This is a genomic window from Neptuniibacter marinus, assembly GCF_001597725.1.
Lineage (GTDB): Bacteria > Pseudomonadota > Gammaproteobacteria > Pseudomonadales > Balneatricaceae > Neptuniibacter > Neptuniibacter marinus.
This window is the reverse complement of the sequence record NZ_LUTR01000004.1, coordinates 1-22,304: the sequence shown is the minus strand read 5'-3', so window position 1 is coordinate 22,304 and position 22,304 is coordinate 1. Positions and strand designations below refer to the sequence as shown.

Genomic DNA, 22,304 nt, shown 5'->3' with positions numbered 1-22,304 from the left:
AAAAAGGGGGGCTATTTTATCCAATTTATCTCTTTTGCTGTCTCATCACCCACTACAACATCCTCTAAGCTACTAGGAATAACCGAGAACCTTTTTTCAACAGGGATGCGCCCTCCCATAACTTCAGCTTGAAGTTGTGGCAGCAAAGGCGACAGGTTTGGATCAGCATAACCTTCAGGCCAAATGGGCTGGTTATTATGTAGATCATATTTATCCGTTGCACCAAGAGTATGTAATAGCTCATGGACGATAATAAAATCATTTTGCCTTTGATAATCCTCACTGGCAAAACCATTAACGACACCCACCATCCCCTTTTGTAGACCAAGAGAATGCTCTAAAACCTGATGGTTGCGAGGAGAAAAGAGACGCAGATACACTTGCACATCAGCACTAGGTCCTTGCCAACTGTTATTATTCCAAGCCCAATAGCGAAGATGAAGACTCCATATTACGCTCTCTAAAATACTGGATTGTTCAGGTGGTTTTGGTGGGTCTTCAGGTAAAGGGGGAGCTAGATAAACCTCAACGGGCTGATCTAAAACTATACCGTAGCGTTTTGCTTCACGGCTAACAAATTGTTCAATATCATCAAAATCTTTATCACTCAATCCGTTAATAAATTGCTGAGTATCTGCCCGTTGATCTGAATTAATAGGATAAATAACCACCCATAATGACTCCTGCCAATCCGTAGAACGAACCCGAGAGAGCCAAGTATTTAACGCCACAACCAATAGCACTAAGATTAAAATCGTTAATCTCAATTTACCCCATAGCGTTCGCTGTGACATTACTTAAGATCCTACTTTTTATCTAAACCGCTTTAAAACAAGCCAACAATAATCAGATAACGTACTGCTTTCCCTAGTGTAAGCATTAGTACACTTAAAATAAAAGCTGTTTTCAACCATCCGGCCATGAAACAGATAGGGTCTCCAATGATAGGTAACCAAGATAAAAGCAAAGAGAAGGCGCCGTACTTTTTTATCCAACTCTGGGCCTTCTGCTGACGCGGCTTATCAAAAACACGTAGCGGAAAATAGTGCGCTATCCCTTGCCCCATCAAGAAAGTAACAACACCACCTAATACATTTCCCGCCGTTACAGCTAGCCATAAACTGGTAGCACTATGTATGTTTTCATTTAGCTGCCAAGCTAACAAAACCTCAGAACCACCAGGTAATAAAGTAGCTGAAATAAAACCACTGATAAACAGTGCCGTTAAACTAAGCTCCTCACTCACAAGGCATCCATACTTGCTTTAATACAACGCAATACACCCATCTCATAAGCTCCGGCCAAAGCATCATAGACCGGCTTTAAAGCATGGCCATACTCGTGCTGACACTCTAAGATGACCTGTTCAATATTTTTGAATTCATTACTCGGTAATTCAATAACATCATCTACAGCCAACTCCTTTTTCAAAATAGACTGCGCTAGATGAGCATAAATAGCATTGGCAGATAGATGCTGCTGGCGTGCAACTTGATCAACGGTCATACCACTTTTATAAAGCAAAACCGATTCTTGAGCTTGGCTTGCAACCTCATCCTTACCACTACCCTCATGTTGCTCAATCACACTAATAAAATCAGCGCCATACAGATCTAACTTCCGTTCACCTACGCCATTTAAACGTCTAAACTGATCGGAGGTTTGTGGGCGATACATCACCATCTCCATCAACGTTGCATCATGGAAGATCACATAGGGCGGTACATCTTGTTCATCCGATAAACGCTTACGTGTAGCTTTAAGGTCATTCCATAAAGCATAATCGGCCGCTTCTAATTTACTTTGCGGTACTTGATTCTTACGATAAGGCGTATGCTGACGCTGATCTTTACGTAGCTGTATCCTCTCCTCACCTTTCAACAGGGGACGGCAACGATCCGTTAAGTGCAGTACTCCATGCTGATCAACATTCACACCTAAAAAACCACGCGCTACCAGTTGACGAAAAACAGAACGCCACTGGTTTCTATCTAAATCTTTACCTATACCCCAAGTAGATAGTTTCTGATGCTGGAAACGTTCAGTTTTATCATTAGGCTTACCTAATAATGTATCCACAACATGGTTTACACCAAAGCTCTGACCTGAACGATAAACCGCAGATATAGCTTTACGCGCCGCGTCAGTACCATCCCACATTGGGACAGGTTCTAAACAGGTATCACAATTACCACAAGGCTTATGATCATCTTCACCAAAATAGCTCAATAGGACTTGCCGACGGCAGGAGGTTATTTCACACAACCCCAGCATAGCTTCCAACTTTTGTTGTTCGACTATTTTCTGTTCCAGCGGTGCTTGTGAGCCTTCAAGCATTTGGCGTAGAAACATTACATCCTGCAAACCATAAACCATCCAGGCATCAGCGGGTAAACCATCACGTCCCGCACGGCCAGTTTCTTGATAATAAGCTTCGATACTTTTTGGTAGATCTAAATGAGCAACAAAACGAACATTAGGTTTATCTATCCCCATACCAAAGGCAATGGTTGCAACCATAATGATATTTTCTTCGGTCAAGAAACGGTGCTGATTATGGCTACGCAGATCAGTTCTCAACCCCGCATGGTAAGGCAGTGCATTAAACCCCTGCTCACTCAACCACTCAGCGGTATCTTCTACCCGTTTACGGGAAAGGCAATAAACGATGCCGGAATCTTTAGGGTGCTCATTCTTTAAAAACTTAAGGAGTTGTTGCTTCGCTTTATCTTTCTGACCAATTCGATAACGAATATTTGGCCGGTCAAAACCTTGAATAAATTCAGCAGGTTCATGTAGCGCCAAACGGTGAACAATCTCTTGCTGAGTACGTTGATCCGCGGTTGCCGTTAATGCGATACGCGGCACGCCAGAAAATAATTCAGCTAAGCGGCTGAGTTGCAAATATTCAGGTCTAAAGTCATGCCCCCATTGAGATACACAATGCGCTTCATCAATCGCAAACAAGGCGATAGGGCATTCTTGTAATAAAGCCAACGTTCGCGGTTGTAATAGACGTTCTGGCGCTATATAGAGAAGATCAAAACCACCCGCTCTTAACTGATGCTCTATTTCATTAATTAATGAAAAATCTAAGCTAGAATTTAAACAACCTGCTCTGATCCCCCATTGGGAGAGCGCGGTAACTTGATCTTGCATCAACGCAATCAAGGGCGAAACAACCACTGCGGTGCCGGGACGAATCAATGCTGGGAGCTGATAACAAAGGGATTTACCGCCGCCTGTAGGCATAATAACCAGCGCATCGCTGCCATTAACCAGTGTCTCAACTATCTCAGCTTGAGGCTCACGGAACTGTTCGTAACCAAATACGTCTTTTAAGATCTGAAGGGCGCTAGAAATCATGCACGGATTATCCAGAAAGCTAGACAGCTTGTCACTCCAATTAGGTCATCTAGGACAAACAAAAAAGCTGCTAATTATTACTTAGCAGGCTAAAATCAATTCCATTATCTTTTATGGAATAGTTTAATGTCTCTCAACACTGCAAATACCTTGACCGACGCTGAGTTGGATCAATTGGATGATTTTCTTTATTCAGATCACGTATCGGAAGACTGTCTTGACCTTATTGGTGTTCACGGCCTTTTCTGTGCTTTAAATATTAGCCCAACACCGCTGCCAGAAGATACATGGCTTGAATTAGTATTTGATGAAACACCTAAGTGGGAATCAGACGCTCAACAAAAAGAGATTATGTCCCTGCTAAAACGTCTCTACGCCAGCATCGGTGCCAACTTTTACAGTGATGGAGAGATTGAGCTTCCTTGTGAACTATCTTTAGATCCAGAGGAAGATGAAGATATTGCGCCACTTGCTTGGTGGTCTCAGGCGTTCATGGAGGGTGTATTTACTCAGGAAGACAACTGGTTTTCCAATAAAACCGACGATGATGTAGCCCAAATGCTGCTACCGATTATGGTTGCGTCTGAACTGTTTGACGAAGATGACATCAACAAAATACGTGATGACGAAAACCTTTGTGCGGAGATGTGCTCTCAAATTCCAGAGCTGTTAGTGGATCTTTACTTACACTTCCACGCACCTGAGAAGTAACAATAAAGGCGCGGGCCACTCATTACTTTAGATACCGCCTGCGCCAACTTTATACTTTTAATTGATTATTACGATCCCTCGAGCGCCGAATCAATTCATCCCCATCAGCTTTGGGACCTAACTTTGCGATCCGATCATATAAGACTACATTAACCGTCGCCGCCAAGTTCATACATCCAACAGTAGGTATGTAGATTACATCTTCACACCAAGCCACAATATCTTTATCTATAGATCGATCTTCAGGGCCAAAAATATAGAACGCATTTTCAGGGTGCTGATAATCAATTAATGATATTGCCCCTTCCACCAATTCAATAGCGACCGGCCGTGCTCCTTTAGGTATAGCCTGCTTAAAAGATTCAACATGCTCTAAAGGGATACGCTCAACAGCATTACGTGTATCAGTTTGTAAACGGCGCCCCTGCTCTTGAGCTTTATTAAAACGGTTACCGGTATAACTCACGGATGCCGCGTTATAGCACCCCGCAGCACGCATTATAGCGCCTACATTTTCTGGGCTTTTAGGGTCAGTTAATCCGATGTGAGCTTGGTGATTACAGGGCATATACAAAGAAGCCTTATTAAAAAACACGCATCTTATAGCAATCTATATGAGAGGAAAATACACAGCAACAATTAAGAAAAACTAATTTAAACAGCCAATCATCACGCACAAGCTTTCAACAAACTGTGTCTATTAGGGATCGATACAAGGTAATAGCAAAGCCAACCACCCTTGTATCGATTCTTTAGACGATTAATAAGTTACGCGAGCACTGCCACTTCCAGTCAATACACGTACTCGATCGCCCGATCTAAACATTGGGCCATCAGCAACTTCCTGAACAACAGAAATAATATTGCCATTATCAAGGCGGACAGTGACCTCTTGACCTTGCGTCTGTGTTAATGATTCTTCCGCTGATTTTCCGGCTAAACCACCAGCAACTGCACCTAAAACAGTTGCTATGGTCTTCCCTTTACCGCCACCTACATTAGAACCTACTACGCCACCCACGACAGCTCCAGCACCTGCGCCTACAACTGAATTTGTTCCTTCAATAACCACAGGCTGTGCAGACTGCACAACGCCATACTGAACTTGCTGTACTTGACGTGCTTCACTACGAGAATACGTATCTCCACTTAAACTATTCACACAGCCAGTAAGTGCCAGTGAACAAGCTAAAGCCGCTGCAATTGTAAATTTATTCATAATTCCACTTCCTTCTCTATCTTATTTTAAGCACCAAATGGCTGATCCATGCCCATAAGGTCTCTTTTAATCGGCGGTGCCATGGCCTTTTTGACCAGTTTTCATATGTTATTTCCTGGCAATGAAGCAAATCATCATTGAATAACTGAGTCATCTGTTCTAAACACTGCTCATCATGCAGTTCAATATTCGCTTCTAAGTTCCAACGTAAATTCCAATGATCCAAATTACATGAACCTATACTTGCCCAGCTATCAACTACCGACATTTTTGCATGAAGGAATCTCGGTTGATATTCAAAAATCCGTACACCTGCTTTTAATAAACGACTGTAATATCGTTTAGAAGCATGGAATACCCAAGGTTGATCGGTATGGGGCCCAGCAATAATTAATCTCACATCTATTCCCCTTTTTGCAGCTCGCCGTAAAGCGTGCCGCATAGAAAAAGAGGGTAAAAAATAAGCGGTCATTAACCATACATTATTATTTGCACTGTTCACTCTTTTCAAAAAACTTGCTTTTATATCCTGCTGATAGAGTCCCTGAACAGTACATACTCTGACCTTCGAATAACCTTTTTGTTCCACGCTACCGCCGGGAGACAAAACCTGAGCTGTACAACGTTGCCATAATTCATTAAACATACTGACAAGGTCTGTTACAACCGGCCCTTCAATTTGAGCCATGAGGTCATGCCAAGGACAACCCGCTTCATCTGCTAACCAGTATACATCGCTCAACCCTGTACCGCCGATGAACGCGACTCGCTGATCAGCAACAAGTAGTTTACGATGATCACGGGCAAAATTTCGAGTAAATTTGCTCACATGCAGTGGGTTATAGACAACGATTTCAACACCTACTGCCTTCAACACATCACGGTCTGCATTGGAGAAGCGATAAGATCCAAAATCATCAATGATCAATTTAACCATAACACCGCGTTGTGCAGCTCTAATCAGTGCTTGAACAAAACGGCTCGTAATCACACCAGAAGAGACAAAATAAAACTCCAGTAACAAGCTATATCGCGCTTTTTCGATCTCAGCCAACATTACAGGGAAGAAATTTTCACCATCGACTAGTAGTTCAACTTTATTATCTTCTCGCCACTCAAACTGCTTACGCATTATACAACCTTAAGACCGCTTTATTGATAATCACCATAAAGCCGTGCATACAAGCCATTATTGTTTATTAACTCTTCATGCTGCCCTTGTTCACATATTTTTCCATCTTCAAATACGTAAACATGATCAGCTTGTTTCACAGCACTTAACCTGTGAGCAATAATGATAGTTGTTCTACCTTTCAGGAATGTTTCTAAAGCTTGATGTAATGAAGTTTCTGTTTCTGAATCTAAAGCTGAGGTCGCTTCATCTAACACAACAACTTTAGGATCACTAAGCACCATACGTGCCACGGCAAGGCGCTGGCGTTGCCCTCCCGATAAACGTATGCCTTGGCGCCCCACTCGTTCATCCAAGCCGCTCTCAAGGTTTTCCACAAAACCTTTTAGTTGAGACACCTCTAATGCCTGCCATAGCTGAGCTTCACTAAAGTCTTGCCCCATCATTAAATTGCTGCGAATCGTGCCATTAAATAACGCGGGTTGCTGTAAAACAGTGGCTACATTATCTCTAACACAGGCTAAGCCAATCTCTTTTACAGAGATACCATCAAAATATACCTCACCCTCATTTGCCGGATATAACCCCAACAGCACTTGTACCAATGTTGATTTACCGCCTCCACTTGCACCAACTAAAGCAATTTTTTGTCCCGCTTCTATATTAAGTGAGACACCTTTAAGTATGGGTTGATCATCCATGTAACTGAAATGGATGTTTTGTAGACTGACAGAAACAGTTCGCTTACCTTCAAACGGGTTATGCTGTAACAAATATTCAGGTTCTTGAGCTAAACCCAAAAGGCTATTAATTCGCTGCAAAGCGGCTTGAGCACTGTAGAAGCTGTACTGGATACCTAATATCTCTTGCACTGGCGACATCATAAACCATAGATAACCGAAAACAGCCATCATTTCACCAATAGACAGATCTGAGAACACCACCATTAACATCGATAATGCTCTAAATAGATCCACCCCCACCATAAAAATAGCGAAGCCAAAACGATTAGCAGCATCGCTCTTCCATTCAAAAGCACTAGAGCGATCTCTGACAACGCGAGCATCATCAATTAAACGTGATAAATAATGTTGCTCACGATTACAGGCTCGAATTTGCTGAATATTATCTAACGTATCAGTCAATGCCGCCTGAAATAATTCATAGGCTTTATTTTCACGCCTTTTTAGGTGTTTAACTTTCTTAGCTATAGATGTAGTGAAATAGATAACCACGGGATTCAAAAAGAGAATAAAGAGGGCCAGCTGCCAATGCATCCATAATAAAATGGCAGCGGTTCCTATGATTGATAATGTGGCAATTAACAAACGGCTTAAGGAGCTACCTAAAAAGCGGTCAATCGTATCTAAATCGGTTACAAAATAAGAGGTAACAGTCCCACTCCCTAGAGTTTCGTACTCAGCCATAGATATGCGTTTTAAGCGTTGTAAAAGTCCCTCACGAATGCGGTAGGTCACATCTTTAGAGATAATAGTGAATTGCCTCGCCTGCCAAACATTAAACATTAAGGCGATAAAACGAAGACATAAGGTAACTATTAAAATCACGCTGATATAGAGCACAGGTCCTAACCAATCATCCGGAAAGAGCGGATTGATAGTTTCAACGATAAAACCAGGTTTATTTAATAAGACCTCATCGACTAACAGAGGTAAGAAAAGAGGCAAAGGCACAGAGGCAATAGCCGCGAATAGAGCAATAATATTTGCCTTTATTAACTCTCGTCGATGCTCCATAGCGACATCGAGTATATACCGCCAATCATAAAAATTTTTCACATTAGCTCCCTATCGTCTAGATAGGCTCAGTATAACGGAGCTTATGCATTTCATATAAACAAAAAAGCCCACATTATTAAATGCAGGCTTTTATCATTTTAAACGATTACAAGGTTAGGCTTGTAACATGGCGAATAACTCATCTTTCAATTTCAGACGTTTTATTTTCGCCTCCTCTTCAACCTGAGTGCTAACAGCTTCAATTTCCGCTTCCATATGCTCTACATGCTTTGTTAGTTCATGGTATTCACCCAAAAGACTAGCAAACCGATCATCTTTCATTTTTAAGTCATGAATACGTTCACGGTATTCTGGAAAATCATTAATTAAAGCATGGTGTTCAATAGGCATTAGGTTCCCCTTATATTTATTCTGCTTCTTTATGTCTTCAGTCTCCTCCTCTACCTAACTGAAAACATTGACAAGCATCAACACTCTGATTCAAACAACTTTGCCTTAAGCTTAACCAACTTCACCTTGCTTTCTAAGCTTAATGATCTGCTTTTGACCCCCCTAAACATTTAGGGGAAGGCATAACAGTCTCTCCCTTTTTATGCCACTCAGACTGGGTAAACAAATGCATTGATAAAGCATGTATTGGTTGCTTCATCTCTTCTGCAAGCAAGCCATATATTAGTTGATGACGCTGAACTAAGCGCTTACCTGCAAAATCCTCAGAGACGATCGTCACTTTAAAATGGGAATCGGTTGCCGGCCCTGAATGCATATGACTTTCATTTTCAATCTCTAGATGGGCAATAGATAATCCCGCTTCCAACTTAGTTTTAATAATTGCTTCAATGCTCATTTTTTAACCTTCTTGTCACTCTCGGCTTTGGCTACTTGGTCTATTGCCATTTTTAAGAAATGTTTATGTATTTTTCGTGTAGTAAACGCAACCAAACCAATTACCACCGGCACAGATATACCCATAATCAGATCTTTATTTAACTCTATACCTGAATTATATAGTGCCTCTAATAAATATTTCAGCAAGCCTATAGTGTAGTAACTGATCGCTGCAACCGATAAACCTTCTACCGTATGCTGCATCATCAATTGCACTTTCGAACGCTGATCCATTGACGCTAACAGTTCTTGGTTTTGCGACTGTATCGAAAGTTCAACACGCGTTCTCATCATTTCAGCAACACGATCAATACGTCGTGAAAGGTCTTCCAAACGATTACTTGTTGCTCGACAAGTTTTAACGGCGGGCGTTAGTCGACGAGTCATAAATTCCGTGATTGTTAAATGTCCAGAGACCTCATCCTCACGTAGTTCTTCTAAACGTTTAATGACAAGATCATGGTAGGCATAAGTGGCACTGAACCTAAACGTGGCTCTCGCACGACAATCTTCGACCCAAGCAGCCATATCGGTTAACCGTGATAATAGCTCCTGTTCATCAATATCCTTACTATGGGCTAAATTATAAGTTACATCGGCTAATTTCTGGTCCATAGCCCCTAATGTAGGATTAATATCTCGCGCAGTAGGCAAAGAGAGTAGACACATCAATCGATAGACTTCAATCTCCATAATTCGCTGCGCTAATCGTCCTAATTGGCTATCACTCATCTGTTTGTTATAGATAAGAAAACGGCCAAAGCCATCTCCATGAGTCTGAAATGTTGTCCAAACACGGGCATCCCCATCTTGAGGGCTACTACCTACTAAGCGCATACCCTCAAAAAAGCGCTTTACTAATGGCAGATTCAGCTCTTGTGTTTGACGTGCATCCTCAACTGACAAATGAAAAGCACACATCACAGTACCGGGAATATCTGCTAACCAGCCTTCAGGCAGAGGGGTTAAGCCGGTAATTTCAAAAGGATTCCCGCCCTGCTCTATATCTGTATTGATAAAGGTATAGGTCGTGAACTCCATATGTTTTTCACGACGTATCCGTAATTTATCAAAATCACAGTGATAACAAAGTTCATCAACCTGCGGTGGAGTCACTCCAAAGTGATGATACAGTTCCTTAAGGTGCTCAAATTGCTGCTGACTTTCCTCAGAATCACACATAACAGCCAAGTGGGTAATTCGAGAAGGACTCTGAATTACCTGAAAGGGACGAGAGTGTAACTCACTGTATAAGGACTCTCGCATAGGATGCATATGCAACCCATAAGGCTTTACTGGTTGTTCCATCTATGTACTCCAAAAAGATCAAACAAACGTTAACGCTTAAAGTTCGTCTAAATTAGCCATCATTAATGGCAGGGAACTTAAATCTATCGCCATAATTTGCGGATAAACATCAAACCACTGTTTAAACGATTCATAAGTCAGTTCATGGGGCCAATAATCCCCTAATTCATCCCACGCAGAAAGTTCATTTTGAAAAATCTGTAACCACTGGGCTTCTAACGCTTTACTAAAATCAGCTTCGGAGCTTACCTCTGCGATAAGATATACAGTACCTTCCCGCCTTTGCTCCTCTAGAGATAAACACTGATGTAAACCATCAGCATCCACATCAAGGCTATTAGTCCAATTTGCAAAGGGTTCTCGTGGTAGCACAACAAACGCTGAACGATTCAGCAACTTCATGGTTCTTATCCTTTGCTTTCGTTATACTCGCAGTAACAAACGGTTGTGGTTTTATACCCATCATAACAGCTCATAAATTTCCCTCTAGGGGCAAAGAGACGGAGTTTACACCCAGTCGATGTGGATTTTTAGCCTACTACTCTTGACCCGTATAGAAAACAACATTCGTTTTAGGCTTTAACAGTGATTATCCCAGTACTTCAACAACTTAACACGCGTGATGAATGGATGGCTTTCTGTCGTAGGGAAACGCCCTACTGTTTTATTGAAACGCCTGAATGTTTATTAGATTTCCAATCCAGCTTTTTAATAATCACTCTTTTATCTAATACGACCTTAGATCACGATGCTATCAAATATAGTTTAGGCTCAAGAACGAGTATGGAGCCTGTATGGCGGTTAATTAAAGGCTGTAATTGGAGCCTCAATACGATTATTTTGGGCCTTGAAGAGATGGATTTTAGTAGTAATGTTCGCGATAATTCTTTATTGAAAGTCCACACAGACCTAAGCGTCCGTAAATATTTCAGTCGAGAGCGCGGCATAATACCCCCCACACGTTTAGGACTGCTGGAGCCTTTAATGGCTTTACCGGATATTTGGGATCCGATGACACTTAATCAACTGATCAGTAACCAACAATTTTCCGATTTGAAGAACGAACAAAAGCCACTTTCAAATCTATCGCCCCTAGCAATCAATGAACTTAAGCTTATACTTTTAGATCCCGCTGAACGGTGTGTAGGGAAAATGCATGCTGGACGTTTACATATTTTCCGAGGAAAGCGACCATTTATTAGTTTAATCCCTCAACTACATTGGCCATCACCTCGCCTGAAACGAAAAACTAATTAACAGCCCACCTCCAATAATAGAAAAGGCGCTAAAAAGCGCCTTGTTTATCTACGTTAGTTAACTATTTCAGTGTCTAAGATTCAACCAAATCTATTGCAGCATCAGGCTCTAAGTCAGCAATCATTTTCAAAGGGTTATCTGAATTTAGAAGCTCTCGTCCCCGTTGAGTTGGGAACTCTACATCTAAATCTACCACTCGCCCATCACGACAAACGTTGATAATGGTATCCATACATGAACTTAGTAATGAATACTTTTCATCCGGCGCTGCGATAATAGTCTGTAGACCTAAATCACTCATAAAGCCAAGTGAGGTTACTGTATTTTCTGAATCCAATTTATTAAAGGCTTCATCAAAGACAGAAAGACTCATACCACCTAAAGGTTGACCATCACTACCTTCTCTAAGACGGTAAGTAGCCCCTTGTGCAGCTGCAATCGCCACATAAAAAGGAACCTGGTGCTCACCACCCGAGCCGGTTTTTATACGCTGAGTTAATGTTGTCTTACGATTACCATCAAGGTCTTTAACGACTAATTCAAAGTTATAGAAGTTACGGTAGTCTTGTAACAAACTACTCTCCCCTTCATCTTTTAACACTTCATGGATTTTCGCTAAAGCATCTTTATGGGGCTTATCACTGTCAAATTTAAGATCAAATAATGACCCTACATTCGCCGAATCCATCTGTGTGTACGCTTCAACCAGCTCTAAAATATCCTTCAACTCAGGGTTCGGCATCATCTCAAAGCTATACATCTCTTTATGGAAAGGACGGCCTTTAAGATGTTGATTTAATTCACGAATAAGATCTTTTATCTTGTTAATTTGATCATTCAGGTGCGCGACAAAATCTGAACGGAAAGCTGTTTCAGCTTCTAAACGAGCCCGCTCCGCTTTTTGGCTGTAGTTAGCCAGTTCAGAATCCTTAAGTGCCTGAACGGTTTCATCCACAAACGCGGCCAATTCTTCATGGCTCGAATCTGCTGTCACCTTGTCCAGCTGCTGATGGCTTAAACCGCCACCATGGTATTTAGCTTTATATTGTGCAACACCATCACGAACGGCATTTTTCTTCTTCTCATGCAAAGAGAGCTCAGACTGAGCCTTTTTCGCCGCTTCAAAGATAATACGCTCTAATTCACCAGAACAACTTTCATCGAGATAATCACGTTTTTCTTGGGCTGACTGAGCATCATAGTCTGCACTCGCTTCACACTTGGTACGAGCTACGGCATGCTCTTCCAACTCGGTATCAAGGACTTCTAGCGCTGCGTTATCTTTGATAATGGAGGTACGCACTTTTTGCAGTTTATCCATCAAGGAACGTTGCATCTGTTCCGTTTCTTTCTGCTCCGCCACATAGTCAGCAATGCGCTGTTGGATCCCTGTATCATCATGATTGCGTAGGTCGGTAATTGCTTGGCGCTGCCCCTCAATCTCTGTTGTTAACTGCTCGCGCTGATTAACAAGGTCAAAGACACGTTCGTTAACATTATCTAATCCGTTATTTAGTGTAATTAACGCATCACGTAATTTTTCTAGCGCATCATGATTTTTACCCAATTCAGAGAATTCAGTAATCAATTGATCCACTTGCTTACCTTGTAAAGCGGCTTGGTCTGAACGACGACGTATACCCATTATAGGTTGTTGTTCATTAATCGCTGTTGTCGACCCTTCTGTTTGCAACATGCAATCATAAGTTAAGGCACGTTCATGGCGAAGTAGCTCGGTTTCCGTCTCAACTGCCATAACACCACCTAATGCACGGTTCATATAAGCGCGGGCATGGTCATTCTCGGTATCAATAAAATGAGCTAAAGAACCGGCTTTATAACGGCTGAGCCATTCACCGGATTTAGTCGTATTCACAATACGACAGCCTTTAAGGTGACGACCTTTACGACGATAAAGAGTAATGGCTTCTTTGACTCGATCAGGATCGACAATCAATGCTTCTCGACGTGCCCCGAGGAAGGACTCAATAGCAATACGCCACTTATCATCATTAATATCGGCTAATTCACAGATAGGCGTTGATTCAATACCGTACTCCTGCAATAGCTCCATTAACTCTCGGGTATTACGACGTACAGGCGCATGACCTTGGCGCAGAGACTCAACCGCATTTTTCTGATTTTGAATATCTGAACGTAACTCATTAATCCGAATAACAGAGTGTTCATATCGTCTTGATACTTCACGACGAACACCTTCTATCTGTTGTTTCAGATTATCCAAAACATTATCGACCTCCACCGGCGATTGTGGCCATAAATCCGCTATAATATCCTGCCCGGAGCGCCATTGAGCAACACACTGTTCCACAACAGGGACGAACTTCTTTGGTAATAGTTCTGAGTTTTCAGCAAACCCAACGGTTGTTCGCATCAAGCTGTAGACCGCCTGAATCCGTTCTTTAACAACATTCACTTCATGGGTTTTTGCGGTGATAGAGGATTCGAGAGCTTTCACTTTATGCGCAGAATCTGAGGTATTTAATTCAGCCCGTGCATCAGCCAAATGCTGCATAATCTTATTAAGTTTATCGCTCTTATTTTCGAGTTCTTTTTGCAGTTCGATCTCTTTTTCGTGATTGTCCTCTAAACGCTCAGCTGCATCCTCTTTTTTAAGGTCTGCATTTTCAAAACGCGTTTCATGTACTACCCACTCATATTCGAGAGCATTTTTCACGTTACGCTGAATGCCATTACAAAGCTCTTGAACTTTTTCAAGTTCACCAATACGGTTAGCCACTTCGCGAGTTTTCGTTTCCATCGCACGGTATTCGTCGAGCGATTTACGGAAAGCGCCCACATGTACGATGTTTTCATCCAGTACAAACTCACGGATAAAACGTGTCGGGCTATCAATAGGGACGAACTTTAGTGCATTCTTAAAGTTTTTAACGAATTTATCATCATCATTCGGCATCTCAGGGTCATAACTTAAATGTGTTACTAACTCCCTGACAAAGCGACTAGAACGTTTCTCTAAGATCATATCTGGACATTGCTTTAACAGATGCCCACGTACATGCTCCCACGATTTAGGCAAACGGCCTTCGCCTGTTTTTTCAGTGAAATCATCCAGTGATACAGCACAGTCCGGCAAGATAAAACGCCCTAAGATATCTTCATCCGCTGCAGCCGTTGAGGCACTAATTGCTAAGCCTACGGTTGTTTCTTTAGCGGTTTCTGTATCGAAAAAGCTCAACGCCAGATAGCAGAGGGAATCTTGACGAGCGGTATTTTTCTTACCATCATCATCCAAAAAACCTAGGCAGTATGTGCGAAGACTACGTTCACTCTTTTCACCGGCTGAGGCGTTAAAACTTAGGTGACGTTTATTACCACCCATAAGCACCGTTTGGATCGCATCTAAAAGCGATGATTTACCGGAGCCGTTTGGCCCCACAACAGCAACATTACCCTTAATCGGTATTTCAACGGCACCTAGGACATACCAGTTAACCATAATAATACGGTTTAGCTGCTTCATGGTGTTGTTACCTCATCATCCGTGCTGCTATGTTCTGTCATGGTTTCTTCCGGTTCAGTCGAGGCTGCTGATGCTTCAACCTCTTCAACCTCACTAAGCCCATCACTTAGCTCTGTATTTTCATCCGCGGTTGTATCTACAACAAGCTCTGCATCCTGCTCATCTTGATCACAAAGGCCTTCTAATTGACGGATAAAATCTTCTACCACTACTTGGCGAATAACAGGGTTAATTTTTAATGGGATATTTTTAGGATCCATCTCATCCGGCTTGCCACGCTCAATGACCCCATGACGAGAGAATAAAGACAATATTTCTTTTAATCGTGTTTCGTTTGGAATCTCTTTACGCGTCAGGTTCTCATACAGCGTCAATAACTCATCTGTGCTGGTATAAGCTTGTCCACCTTCGACCTCGAAATTCTCTAAACGTTGTTCATATTGCTGACGAATACATAACAGTAATAAAGATTCATCAAGACGTAACCGCATAAAGCGCTCTTCGCCTTTAGGTAAAATCCCCATATAGGCTTCGTCCGGTTGATGGATAAAGCTCCAACCAATCGCTTCAAAAAGATTGGTAAAGTAATCCACATGTGAAGAGACTAAGAAATAGCTTTCTCTATGCCCTGGACGTTCCGCATAAAGGAACTGATTTGTCAGCAGTTGATTCGCCGCACGGCTGAAATCACTCGCTTGGTATTGATCGCTACGACCAATAATTTTCTGCAGATCACCTAGCATTTAAAACGTCCTTTGAATGCTCTTTTCTTGTTATGCAAAAGTCCCGACACTCAACCATATCGGCAACGTTAACGTAGTTTTCGTTAAAACTAATATTGTAACGGTCGCTGGTTTTTCTCGCTTTTTTGCCCATGGACTTCATATGTCTGATGTAACTAAAACAGATGTAATCTTCTATGGAATCAATTTCAAAATCTTTCGCAGCAGCCTTATCTCGTCCAATCAGATGACGTTCAAGATAAGCTTCGACGCGATCAATTTTAACTTCTCGACGCTCCTTATATTCTTTAAAGAGCTGACGTAAATATAAAACTTTAGGATCAATCTCTTGCTTTGTAATCACCCGTGGTTCAGCAGCGATCCGACGTTTAATCGGCGCACGTACACTGCCAGGGGCCAGAAAACCAACCGTTTCTAAACTCTTGACCCTAGGTATCTCACGACCAGCTTTTTGCGCAATATCTGCAATCACACGGGACAACCGCGAAGCCATCCCAGGCGTCGTTTTATCCATATAACGCACGGTATCCGAAACCCGTTTTTCCAGACGGTAACGAAAATCATCAATTGTGGCCAAGCGTTGATCAACCGAATCAAAAATGCGAATAATACGATTAATATGTTGATGCACACGCGCTTCAGCGTCATGAATATCCACTTCAAACTGCTGCTGATAGTGCATAATCAGTTGTTGTAATTTAATGGTATCGAACTGTAGCTCTCTCAACAGAGATAAAATTTGCTGACGGAAGCGGAACGGATTGTTTTTTGTCTTTAAAGTTTTGTAGTCAGAAACCAGTATATGCTCTACAAATCGATCAAAAAAGTTACGCACAATCTCTTGCGGGTTATTAGTGAGCGACAAATTAATCTTCAGTTCGCGCAACCCAAGCATCATATCCGTTAAATGAGCACTAAAATCAGCAGCAGTTTGCGCAGCCTCAGATAGAGTAATACCACGCCCAACAGGGTCATTAACCGCAGACTCTAAAGAGCTCAAGACGTTCAGTACGGCCCCGCCATAGCTTCTTTTCTCTAAGTTAGCGATAGACACTAAAGTACGCAGTAAAAAGCTATTTGCTGGAGAGAGTAGGACATACACACGGTAGATACGCTGCTCCTCTTCCAACCATCCGGTGGACACTAGCCTGCGATAAATACGGCTAGTATATTCCGCCGTTGAGCGAGGTACTTCTTGCTGTTCCTCTTCTGTATCCCCTTCTTCAGGCTCCCAACGTCTAACACCGAGCCTGACTACAGCAGCTTCAATAGTCGAACGTACTAAATCTTTAGGAACAAACGGGTCTACAAGGTCTTCATCGAAGAACAGATCAGCCAATGAGGTGAGTACAGCCTGATATACCTGCCGATTTTGACCCGACAAAGGTAAGAACAGATCATCAGGAAGTTTATTAAAAAGCATTCAGCGTTAATCCGCAGCGTTATTTTTTTGAATAATAACCACCGATTCTAACGGAAAAATCGCATAGGGATAAGGGGTAAAAGGGGTTCAAAAATGAAGAAACCCTATCCTATTGATTAATATTATTTTTAGATAAAAAAAAGCACCCGATTCGGGTGCTTTTTATTTCACTTGATTAGCACTGAATTAAACAATGCCATCATCAATATTGTTACTGGTTAACAAGGTCGTTAGTAGATTCTGAGCTTCTGCATCATTACTTACGGATAAGTTATTCACATCCACCCGTTGCACAACCTCATTTGAGGAGGAGTCAGTAATGGTCAGCTGTAAATGACCAGAATTCATAACGGCATCTAGTGTATGCGATCCATCAGATAGAACATCAGACAGGTCGATTACATCATTCTCTGCAGTATTAAAATCAGTAATCTGATCAACTGTTGGGTTAGTGCCTGTACCTAAATCAGATTTAGACCAAACAAACAGATCTTCACCTGCTCCACCCGTTAGAATGTCATTACCTTCGCCACCAATAAGCACATCATCTCCATCACCAGCAGACAAGCTGTCATCGCCTGTACCTGCTAATAAGATATCATCGAACTCTGTTCCAACCAGTGAGTTACCTGACACTGTAGTGATATCAACAATCGTAGAATCTGTATTCGCAGATCCTGATGAGCCTAATGTGTATTCGAATGAGGCAGCGGTATAGTCCGCATCAGATGTATCAATAGCCATATACAACTCATAGGAACCAACACCATTATTTGGACTATCAACTTTGACAAAATAATTGCCATCAGCATCAGCAGTGTAATCATCGTAAGCACTACCATTATTTTCCCCAATGGTTGTTACAAAGTTACCCTGTGCATCATAAACACTAACACTAGTATTTATAGAAGCATTATCAATATCGAAGTGGATGCTTTCCCCTTCAGCCAAGGTAATCTCAAACCAATCCTCATCGTTTGAAGAACTTAGCTGACCGATAAAGGCTGCTGCATAGCCCGACTGATTTAATCCGGACAAGTTAGAGTTATTCGAACTAAACAAGCTCCGATCCGTCATATCAACCGCATTCGCCATTGTATTATTAGGACTGGCTGATTCATCCTCAGTAATAATGGCTGCTGCAGTAGAGGTAGAGAAGTCACTTTCAGACAGTCCGCCACCTCGAGTGAAAATAATATCACCCGCATCATTAACAATCCCACCAAGAGCATTATCAACACTCGTAATAACTCCGCCATCTTCCTGATCATTATGCAAAATTGCAATCTCAGGAATAACGACTGGAGAGCCGTCTGCTATATTCGTAATCACATTGTCACGATTAGCATCGAGCTGAGCTGTGAAATCAAGATCCAACTTCATAGCTAAGATAGCTGTATCTCCATCATTATCTACGGCTTGAATATCGAACAACTCTTGCGAGCCTAACAAGCTGGTAGTAACAGTAATGTTGTAGCTATATTCACCCGTAATGAAGTTCAACATCATATCCCCACCTATATCTGTCTCAACGGTAAGGATTTCATTATTAGCACCCGAAACTAAGCCTGCGAGGCTAACAGTAGACGGATCTGCACTCATAACCTGAGTATCAGGATCATAGCTATATACAACACCATTAATTGTAATCGAGGTAACCTGACCTCCATCGGCACCTAGAACGAAACCACTATCGCCTGCCGCACCCAGCGTACTTTCAACAGTACCGCTAATAGAATCATTACTAAACGCTTCAAGAAGCGCATTTGCTAGATCATTAGGGTCAGAAAGCAAAATAGTGTTTTCTTCTGCTGTATTGCTATTATTAGCATCTACATAAGCTGTATCAGCCGAATAGGCAACATCGTTTAGATGGTTAATAGCACTGCTACTATTACTTAAAACGTTACCGATTCCTATTGCATAAGATTCAGTAATTCCATTGTCATCAAGGAAAGCTTCCCAAGCATCTGTGCCGCTCAACGATGAAGAACTTCCTTCCGGCGTATACCTGACACTACTGTCAACGCCATGACTACTGTTAGGCACACCATCCGTTACAAAATAAGTGAACGTCTGGTCAGCTGGCGGTGGTGTAGTTAATTCGTATTCAGACATTACCGCATTTAACGCGGTATCGTACTCAGTACCACCACTTGCAATAAGATTATCTAAATACTCATAAGCGGCAGCAACATCATCAACAACCCAGCCGCTACTATCCGTACCACTCGAGAAATCAACAATCATTACGTTGACATTACCGGCCCCATCGGCAGAATCAATAAGCTGTTTTAAGGCGTCACGAGCTATCTCTAAGTAATATAAATCATCATTATAATAGTCATCGGCCATACTACCTGAGCGGTCTAAGACAAGAAGTAAGTTAGTGGTAATTATCTCTTGTTCACCGACTAAGCTTTGGTTGATATCAAATGCATTAACGGTGTCATCTTCCACATTAACAACTAAGTCGACAGATTCCGGCGCAGATAAGCCATCAGATACCGTTGCCGCAAATGTTAGTGTTTCATTATTTTCACCATTCGCTTCCTCATGATCGATCCCTGCTAATAAATTAACATCATACTGGGCACTATAGTTCCCATTTCCATTATCTACTGTGTCGTTCAGAGTTATAGTGGCTACATCTACGCCAGCATTACTAGTACCTGTTAAAACACCTTGTATTGAGTTGGACTCATCTGTATCAGCAACCCATGTCCAAGTCACAGGACTTCCATCAGAAGTAACCCCAGCAGGGCCTGACAAACTAATAGCGAACTCAGAATTATCCGGATCGACAATTGTAATTACACCAGAAGCGCTAGCTGTATCCCCACTATCATCAGCTTCAAGTGCACCTAAAGACGGTATAGCTTCTTCAGAGATACTCAAAGGTCCTTGAACAGATAGCTGAGGGATATCATTTATAGGATTCACAGCAACTGTCACTGTTGCGACATTGGACTCATGACCTGCCAAATCCTTAATAGTGTATGTAAAGGTATCTACACCATAAAAGTTAGCGTTCGGCGTATAAGTAACCGTCCCATCACCATGAACAACCACAGAGCCATTAGCAGGATCAGTTTGAATTACAATTGAAGAAGGATCTAAATCACCATCCACATCGGAGTCATTATCATCTAAGTCAATGAGAATTGGCGTCTCTTCATCGGTCGTGATCGGTGAGCTAATTGGAGTCGAAAGATTTTCTGTTACCCAGATATTATTATCACTTGAATCAAGTAACTGAACATCAAATACATAATCACCTCCTTGATCCCAATAGAATACTTCGACAGTATGTTGGCCACCCGTTAAATCGACACTTTTAACCGATTCAGTCGGCGAAGTAATCGCGTCATATTCAAAAATATCAACGCCATCAATATAAATTACAAACCCATCATCATGCTGAACATCAAATGTATATGAACCATCAGCAGGGATATCAATCAACCCTGACATATGAATCACACCATCTGTCGCCTCTTGTGTACTCGTTCCTTGAATTGAAGCGGCATCTTGTTTCAAGAACCATTCAAGATTCGACGGAGCACTACCGGATGAGGTGACATCATCAGCAAGATCTCCGGTACCCACAACTTCACCGGAGTCATAACGGTTATTAGCATTGGTATCGGTATACCCGTAATTAATTTGCGTTGAGATAAATGTAATCTCAGCTTCATTTGCAGCCACATAGTCTTTAACCTGCTGAAGACTAATTAAATTGCCGCCATCAACACCTTCACGGTAACCATAGTACTCAGAAGCAAGTCCCCCAGAGATTGAACCTCCATCAGGATCATCAACCGCTACAGGCGCATGATCATTATCGGTAATTTCAGTCTCAACACTGTTGTTGGTCGCATCTTCAGCGATGTGCTCGAAGTTCGTATCGGTAATGCTATCGATTGCGATGGTGAAGCTCTCGGCACCTTCCGCTAACACATCATCTAAGGTGTCGATAGTGAAGGTATTTGAGTTGCTGCCCGCTGGGATATCAACACTGCCCACACCGGTAAAGTCTGTACCGTCCGCTGCAACACCGCTGTAGGTGAAGGTTACTGTGATCGGTGTGGCAACATCGGCTGCAGGTTGATCCACAGCTACGGTATATGGCGTTGTAGTATCGCCTTCGATAACCGACGCAGGGCCGGTTAGGGAGATATACGCGGTTTCCGTATCCGGCTCTGTCGTACCTGGATCGGTATCATCAGTGATCTGCGTTTCAACGCTGTTGTTAGTGCTATCTGCACCGATCGCAGGATAGTTACTATCCGTAATGCTATCGATTGCAATGGTGAAGCTCTCTGCACCTTCGGCCAACACATCATCTAAGGTATCGATGGTAAACGTATTCGAGTTGCTTCCCGCTGGGATATCAACACTCGCAACACCCGTGAAGTCTGTTCCATCCACCGCAACACCGCTGTAGGTAAAGGTCACGGTAATCGGGGTCGTTACGCTGGCCGCTGGCTGATCAACAGCTACGGTATACGGCGTAGTGGTATCCCCTTCGATAACAGACGATGGGCCGGTTAACGACACGGTTGCGCCATCATTATCAATAATGGTGGTCTCAACACTGTTATTAGTCGTATCTTCAGCAATATGTTCGAAGTTCGTATCAGTGATGCTATCGATTTCGATGGTGAAGCTCTCAGCACCTTCGGCCAACACATCATCTAAGGTGTCGATGGTGAAGGTATTTGAGTTGCTGCCCGCTGGGATATCAACACTCGCAACACCCGTGAAGTCTGTGCCATCGGCGGCAACACCGCTGTAGGTGAAGGTTACTGTGATCGGTGTGGCAACATCGGCTGCAGGTTGATCCACAGCTACGGTATATGGCGTTGTAGTATCGCCTTCGATAACCGACGCAGGGCCGGTTAGGGAGATATACGCGGTTTCTGTATCCGGCTCTGTCGTACCTGGATCCGTGTCATCAGTGATCTGCGTATCCACACTGTTGTTGGTCGC

General features: G+C 42.4%; 17 protein-coding genes. 2 read left to right on the top strand and 15 right to left on the bottom strand.

Annotated elements, in window-relative coordinates:
* Positions 1-11: 11 nt before the first annotated feature.
* From A3774_RS05190 to recQ, 3 genes are read right to left on the bottom strand one after another with little or no spacing between them, the layout of a single operon-like run.
* A complete protein-coding gene (locus tag A3774_RS05190) occupies positions 12-794 on the bottom strand; it encodes a hypothetical protein (RefSeq protein ID WP_067864204.1) in 783 nt (260 codons plus the stop codon).
* Between the two features lie 32 nt (positions 795-826).
* Positions 827-1,246, bottom strand: a complete 420-nt coding sequence (locus A3774_RS05185; protein WP_067864202.1) for a YqaA family protein — start codon at positions 1,244-1,246, stop codon at positions 827-829.
* Entirely contained in the window at positions 1,243-3,366 is a 2,124-nt protein-coding gene (gene recQ / locus A3774_RS05180; RefSeq protein WP_067864199.1) for a DNA helicase RecQ, read from the bottom strand. Before recQ ends, A3774_RS05185 begins: the two co-directional genes overlap by 4 nt.
* A gap of 126 nt (positions 3,367-3,492) precedes the next feature.
* On the opposite strand from recQ, the gene A3774_RS05175 reads away from it, so the two are divergent.
* Positions 3,493-4,077 (top strand): YecA/YgfB family protein, encoded by a 585-nt coding sequence (locus tag A3774_RS05175; protein WP_067864196.1) that lies wholly within the window; start codon positions 3,493-3,495, stop codon positions 4,075-4,077.
* Positions 4,078-4,126: 49 nt separating this feature from the next.
* Here A3774_RS05175 and A3774_RS05170 read toward each other — a convergent pair whose 3' ends face one another.
* From A3774_RS05170 to A3774_RS05135, 8 genes are all read right to left on the bottom strand, one after another.
* Entirely contained in the window at positions 4,127-4,645 is a 519-nt protein-coding gene (locus A3774_RS05170; protein WP_067864193.1) for an RNA methyltransferase, read from the bottom strand.
* A gap of 192 nt (positions 4,646-4,837) precedes the next feature.
* Complete coding sequence (locus tag A3774_RS05165; protein ID WP_067864190.1) at positions 4,838-5,296, bottom strand: outer membrane lipoprotein; 459 nt, start codon at positions 5,294-5,296, stop codon at positions 4,838-4,840.
* Positions 5,297-5,312: 16 nt separating this feature from the next.
* Positions 5,313-6,428: a phospholipase D-like domain-containing protein gene (locus A3774_RS05160; protein WP_067864187.1), complete on the bottom strand. Its 1,116-nt coding sequence runs from the start codon at positions 6,426-6,428 to the stop codon at positions 5,313-5,315.
* A 20-nt stretch (positions 6,429-6,448) separates the two neighbouring features.
* Entirely contained in the window at positions 6,449-8,227 is a 1,779-nt protein-coding gene (locus tag A3774_RS05155) for an ABC transporter ATP-binding protein (protein ID WP_231867943.1), read from the bottom strand.
* 114 nt (positions 8,228-8,341) lie between these two features.
* Positions 8,342-8,578, bottom strand: coding sequence for a YdcH family protein (locus A3774_RS05150; protein ID WP_067864184.1), 237 nt, complete (start codon positions 8,576-8,578; stop codon positions 8,342-8,344).
* Positions 8,579-8,717: 139 nt separating this feature from the next.
* Complete coding sequence (locus A3774_RS05145) at positions 8,718-9,035, bottom strand: BolA family protein (RefSeq protein ID WP_067864181.1); 318 nt, start codon at positions 9,033-9,035, stop codon at positions 8,718-8,720.
* Positions 9,032-10,384 (bottom strand): DUF3422 family protein, encoded by a 1,353-nt coding sequence (locus A3774_RS05140; protein WP_067864178.1) that lies wholly within the window; start codon positions 10,382-10,384, stop codon positions 9,032-9,034. Before A3774_RS05140 ends, A3774_RS05145 begins: the two co-directional genes overlap by 4 nt.
* 36 nt (positions 10,385-10,420) lie before the next feature.
* Positions 10,421-10,786, bottom strand: a complete 366-nt coding sequence (locus tag A3774_RS05135; RefSeq protein ID WP_067864175.1) for a hypothetical protein — start codon at positions 10,784-10,786, stop codon at positions 10,421-10,423.
* 183 nt (positions 10,787-10,969) lie between these two features.
* Here A3774_RS05135 and A3774_RS05130 point away from each other — a divergent pair, with 183 nt between their 5' ends.
* On the top strand, positions 10,970-11,641 hold the full coding sequence (locus tag A3774_RS05130) for a hypothetical protein (RefSeq protein ID WP_067864172.1): 672 nt from the start codon (positions 10,970-10,972) through the stop codon (positions 11,639-11,641).
* 73 nt (positions 11,642-11,714) lie between these two features.
* On the opposite strand, the gene A3774_RS05125 is transcribed toward A3774_RS05130, so the two are convergent.
* The 4 genes from A3774_RS05125 to A3774_RS05110 form a co-directional block, all read right to left on the bottom strand.
* Positions 11,715-15,146 carry an SbcC/MukB-like Walker B domain-containing protein gene (locus tag A3774_RS05125; protein WP_067864169.1) on the bottom strand — a complete coding sequence of 1,144 codons (3,432 nt, stop codon included), beginning with the start codon at positions 15,144-15,146 and terminating at the stop codon, positions 11,715-11,717.
* Positions 15,143-15,889 (bottom strand): DUF4194 domain-containing protein, encoded by a 747-nt coding sequence (locus A3774_RS05120; protein WP_067864166.1) that lies wholly within the window; start codon positions 15,887-15,889, stop codon positions 15,143-15,145. The genes A3774_RS05125 and A3774_RS05120 overlap by 4 nt, the downstream gene beginning before the upstream one ends.
* On the bottom strand, positions 15,879-17,312 hold the full coding sequence (locus tag A3774_RS05115; protein WP_067864163.1) for a Wadjet anti-phage system protein JetA family protein: 1,434 nt from the start codon (positions 17,310-17,312) through the stop codon (positions 15,879-15,881). The genes A3774_RS05120 and A3774_RS05115 overlap by 11 nt, the downstream gene beginning before the upstream one ends.
* Positions 17,313-17,498: 186 nt before the next feature.
* Positions 17,499-22,304, bottom strand: a 4,806-nt coding sequence (locus A3774_RS05110; protein WP_067864160.1) for an Ig-like domain-containing protein, incomplete at its 5' end; no start/stop codon positions are given.

Bases quoted from the DNA above. Each gene is read 5' to 3' on its own strand.
- A3774_RS05190 (WP_067864204.1), bottom strand. From the start codon at position 794: ATGTCACAGCGAACGCTATGGGGTAAATTGAGATTAACGATTTTAATC.
- recQ (WP_067864199.1), bottom strand. From the start codon at position 3,366: ATGATTTCTAGCGCCCTTCAGATCTTAAAAGACGTATTTGGTTACGAA.
- A3774_RS05175 (WP_067864196.1), top strand. From the start codon at position 3,493: ATGTCTCTCAACACTGCAAATACCTTGACCGACGCTGAGTTGGATCAA.
- A3774_RS05170 (WP_067864193.1), bottom strand. From the start codon at position 4,645: ATGCCCTGTAATCACCAAGCTCACATCGGATTAACTGACCCTAAAAGC.
- A3774_RS05165 (WP_067864190.1), bottom strand. From the start codon at position 5,296: ATGAATAAATTTACAATTGCAGCGGCTTTAGCTTGTTCACTGGCACTT.
- A3774_RS05160 (WP_067864187.1), bottom strand. From the start codon at position 6,428: ATGCGTAAGCAGTTTGAGTGGCGAGAAGATAATAAAGTTGAACTACTA.
- A3774_RS05150 (WP_067864184.1), bottom strand. From the start codon at position 8,578: ATGCCTATTGAACACCATGCTTTAATTAATGATTTTCCAGAATACCGT.
- A3774_RS05145 (WP_067864181.1), bottom strand. From the start codon at position 9,035: ATGAGCATTGAAGCAATTATTAAAACTAAGTTGGAAGCGGGATTATCT.
- A3774_RS05140 (WP_067864178.1), bottom strand. From the start codon at position 10,384: ATGGAACAACCAGTAAAGCCTTATGGGTTGCATATGCATCCTATGCGA.
- A3774_RS05135 (WP_067864175.1), bottom strand. From the start codon at position 10,786: ATGAAGTTGCTGAATCGTTCAGCGTTTGTTGTGCTACCACGAGAACCC.
- A3774_RS05125 (WP_067864169.1), bottom strand. From the start codon at position 15,146: ATGAAGCAGCTAAACCGTATTATTATGGTTAACTGGTATGTCCTAGGT.
- A3774_RS05120 (WP_067864166.1), bottom strand. From the start codon at position 15,889: ATGCTAGGTGATCTGCAGAAAATTATTGGTCGTAGCGATCAATACCAA.
- A3774_RS05115 (WP_067864163.1), bottom strand. From the start codon at position 17,312: ATGCTTTTTAATAAACTTCCTGATGATCTGTTCTTACCTTTGTCGGGT.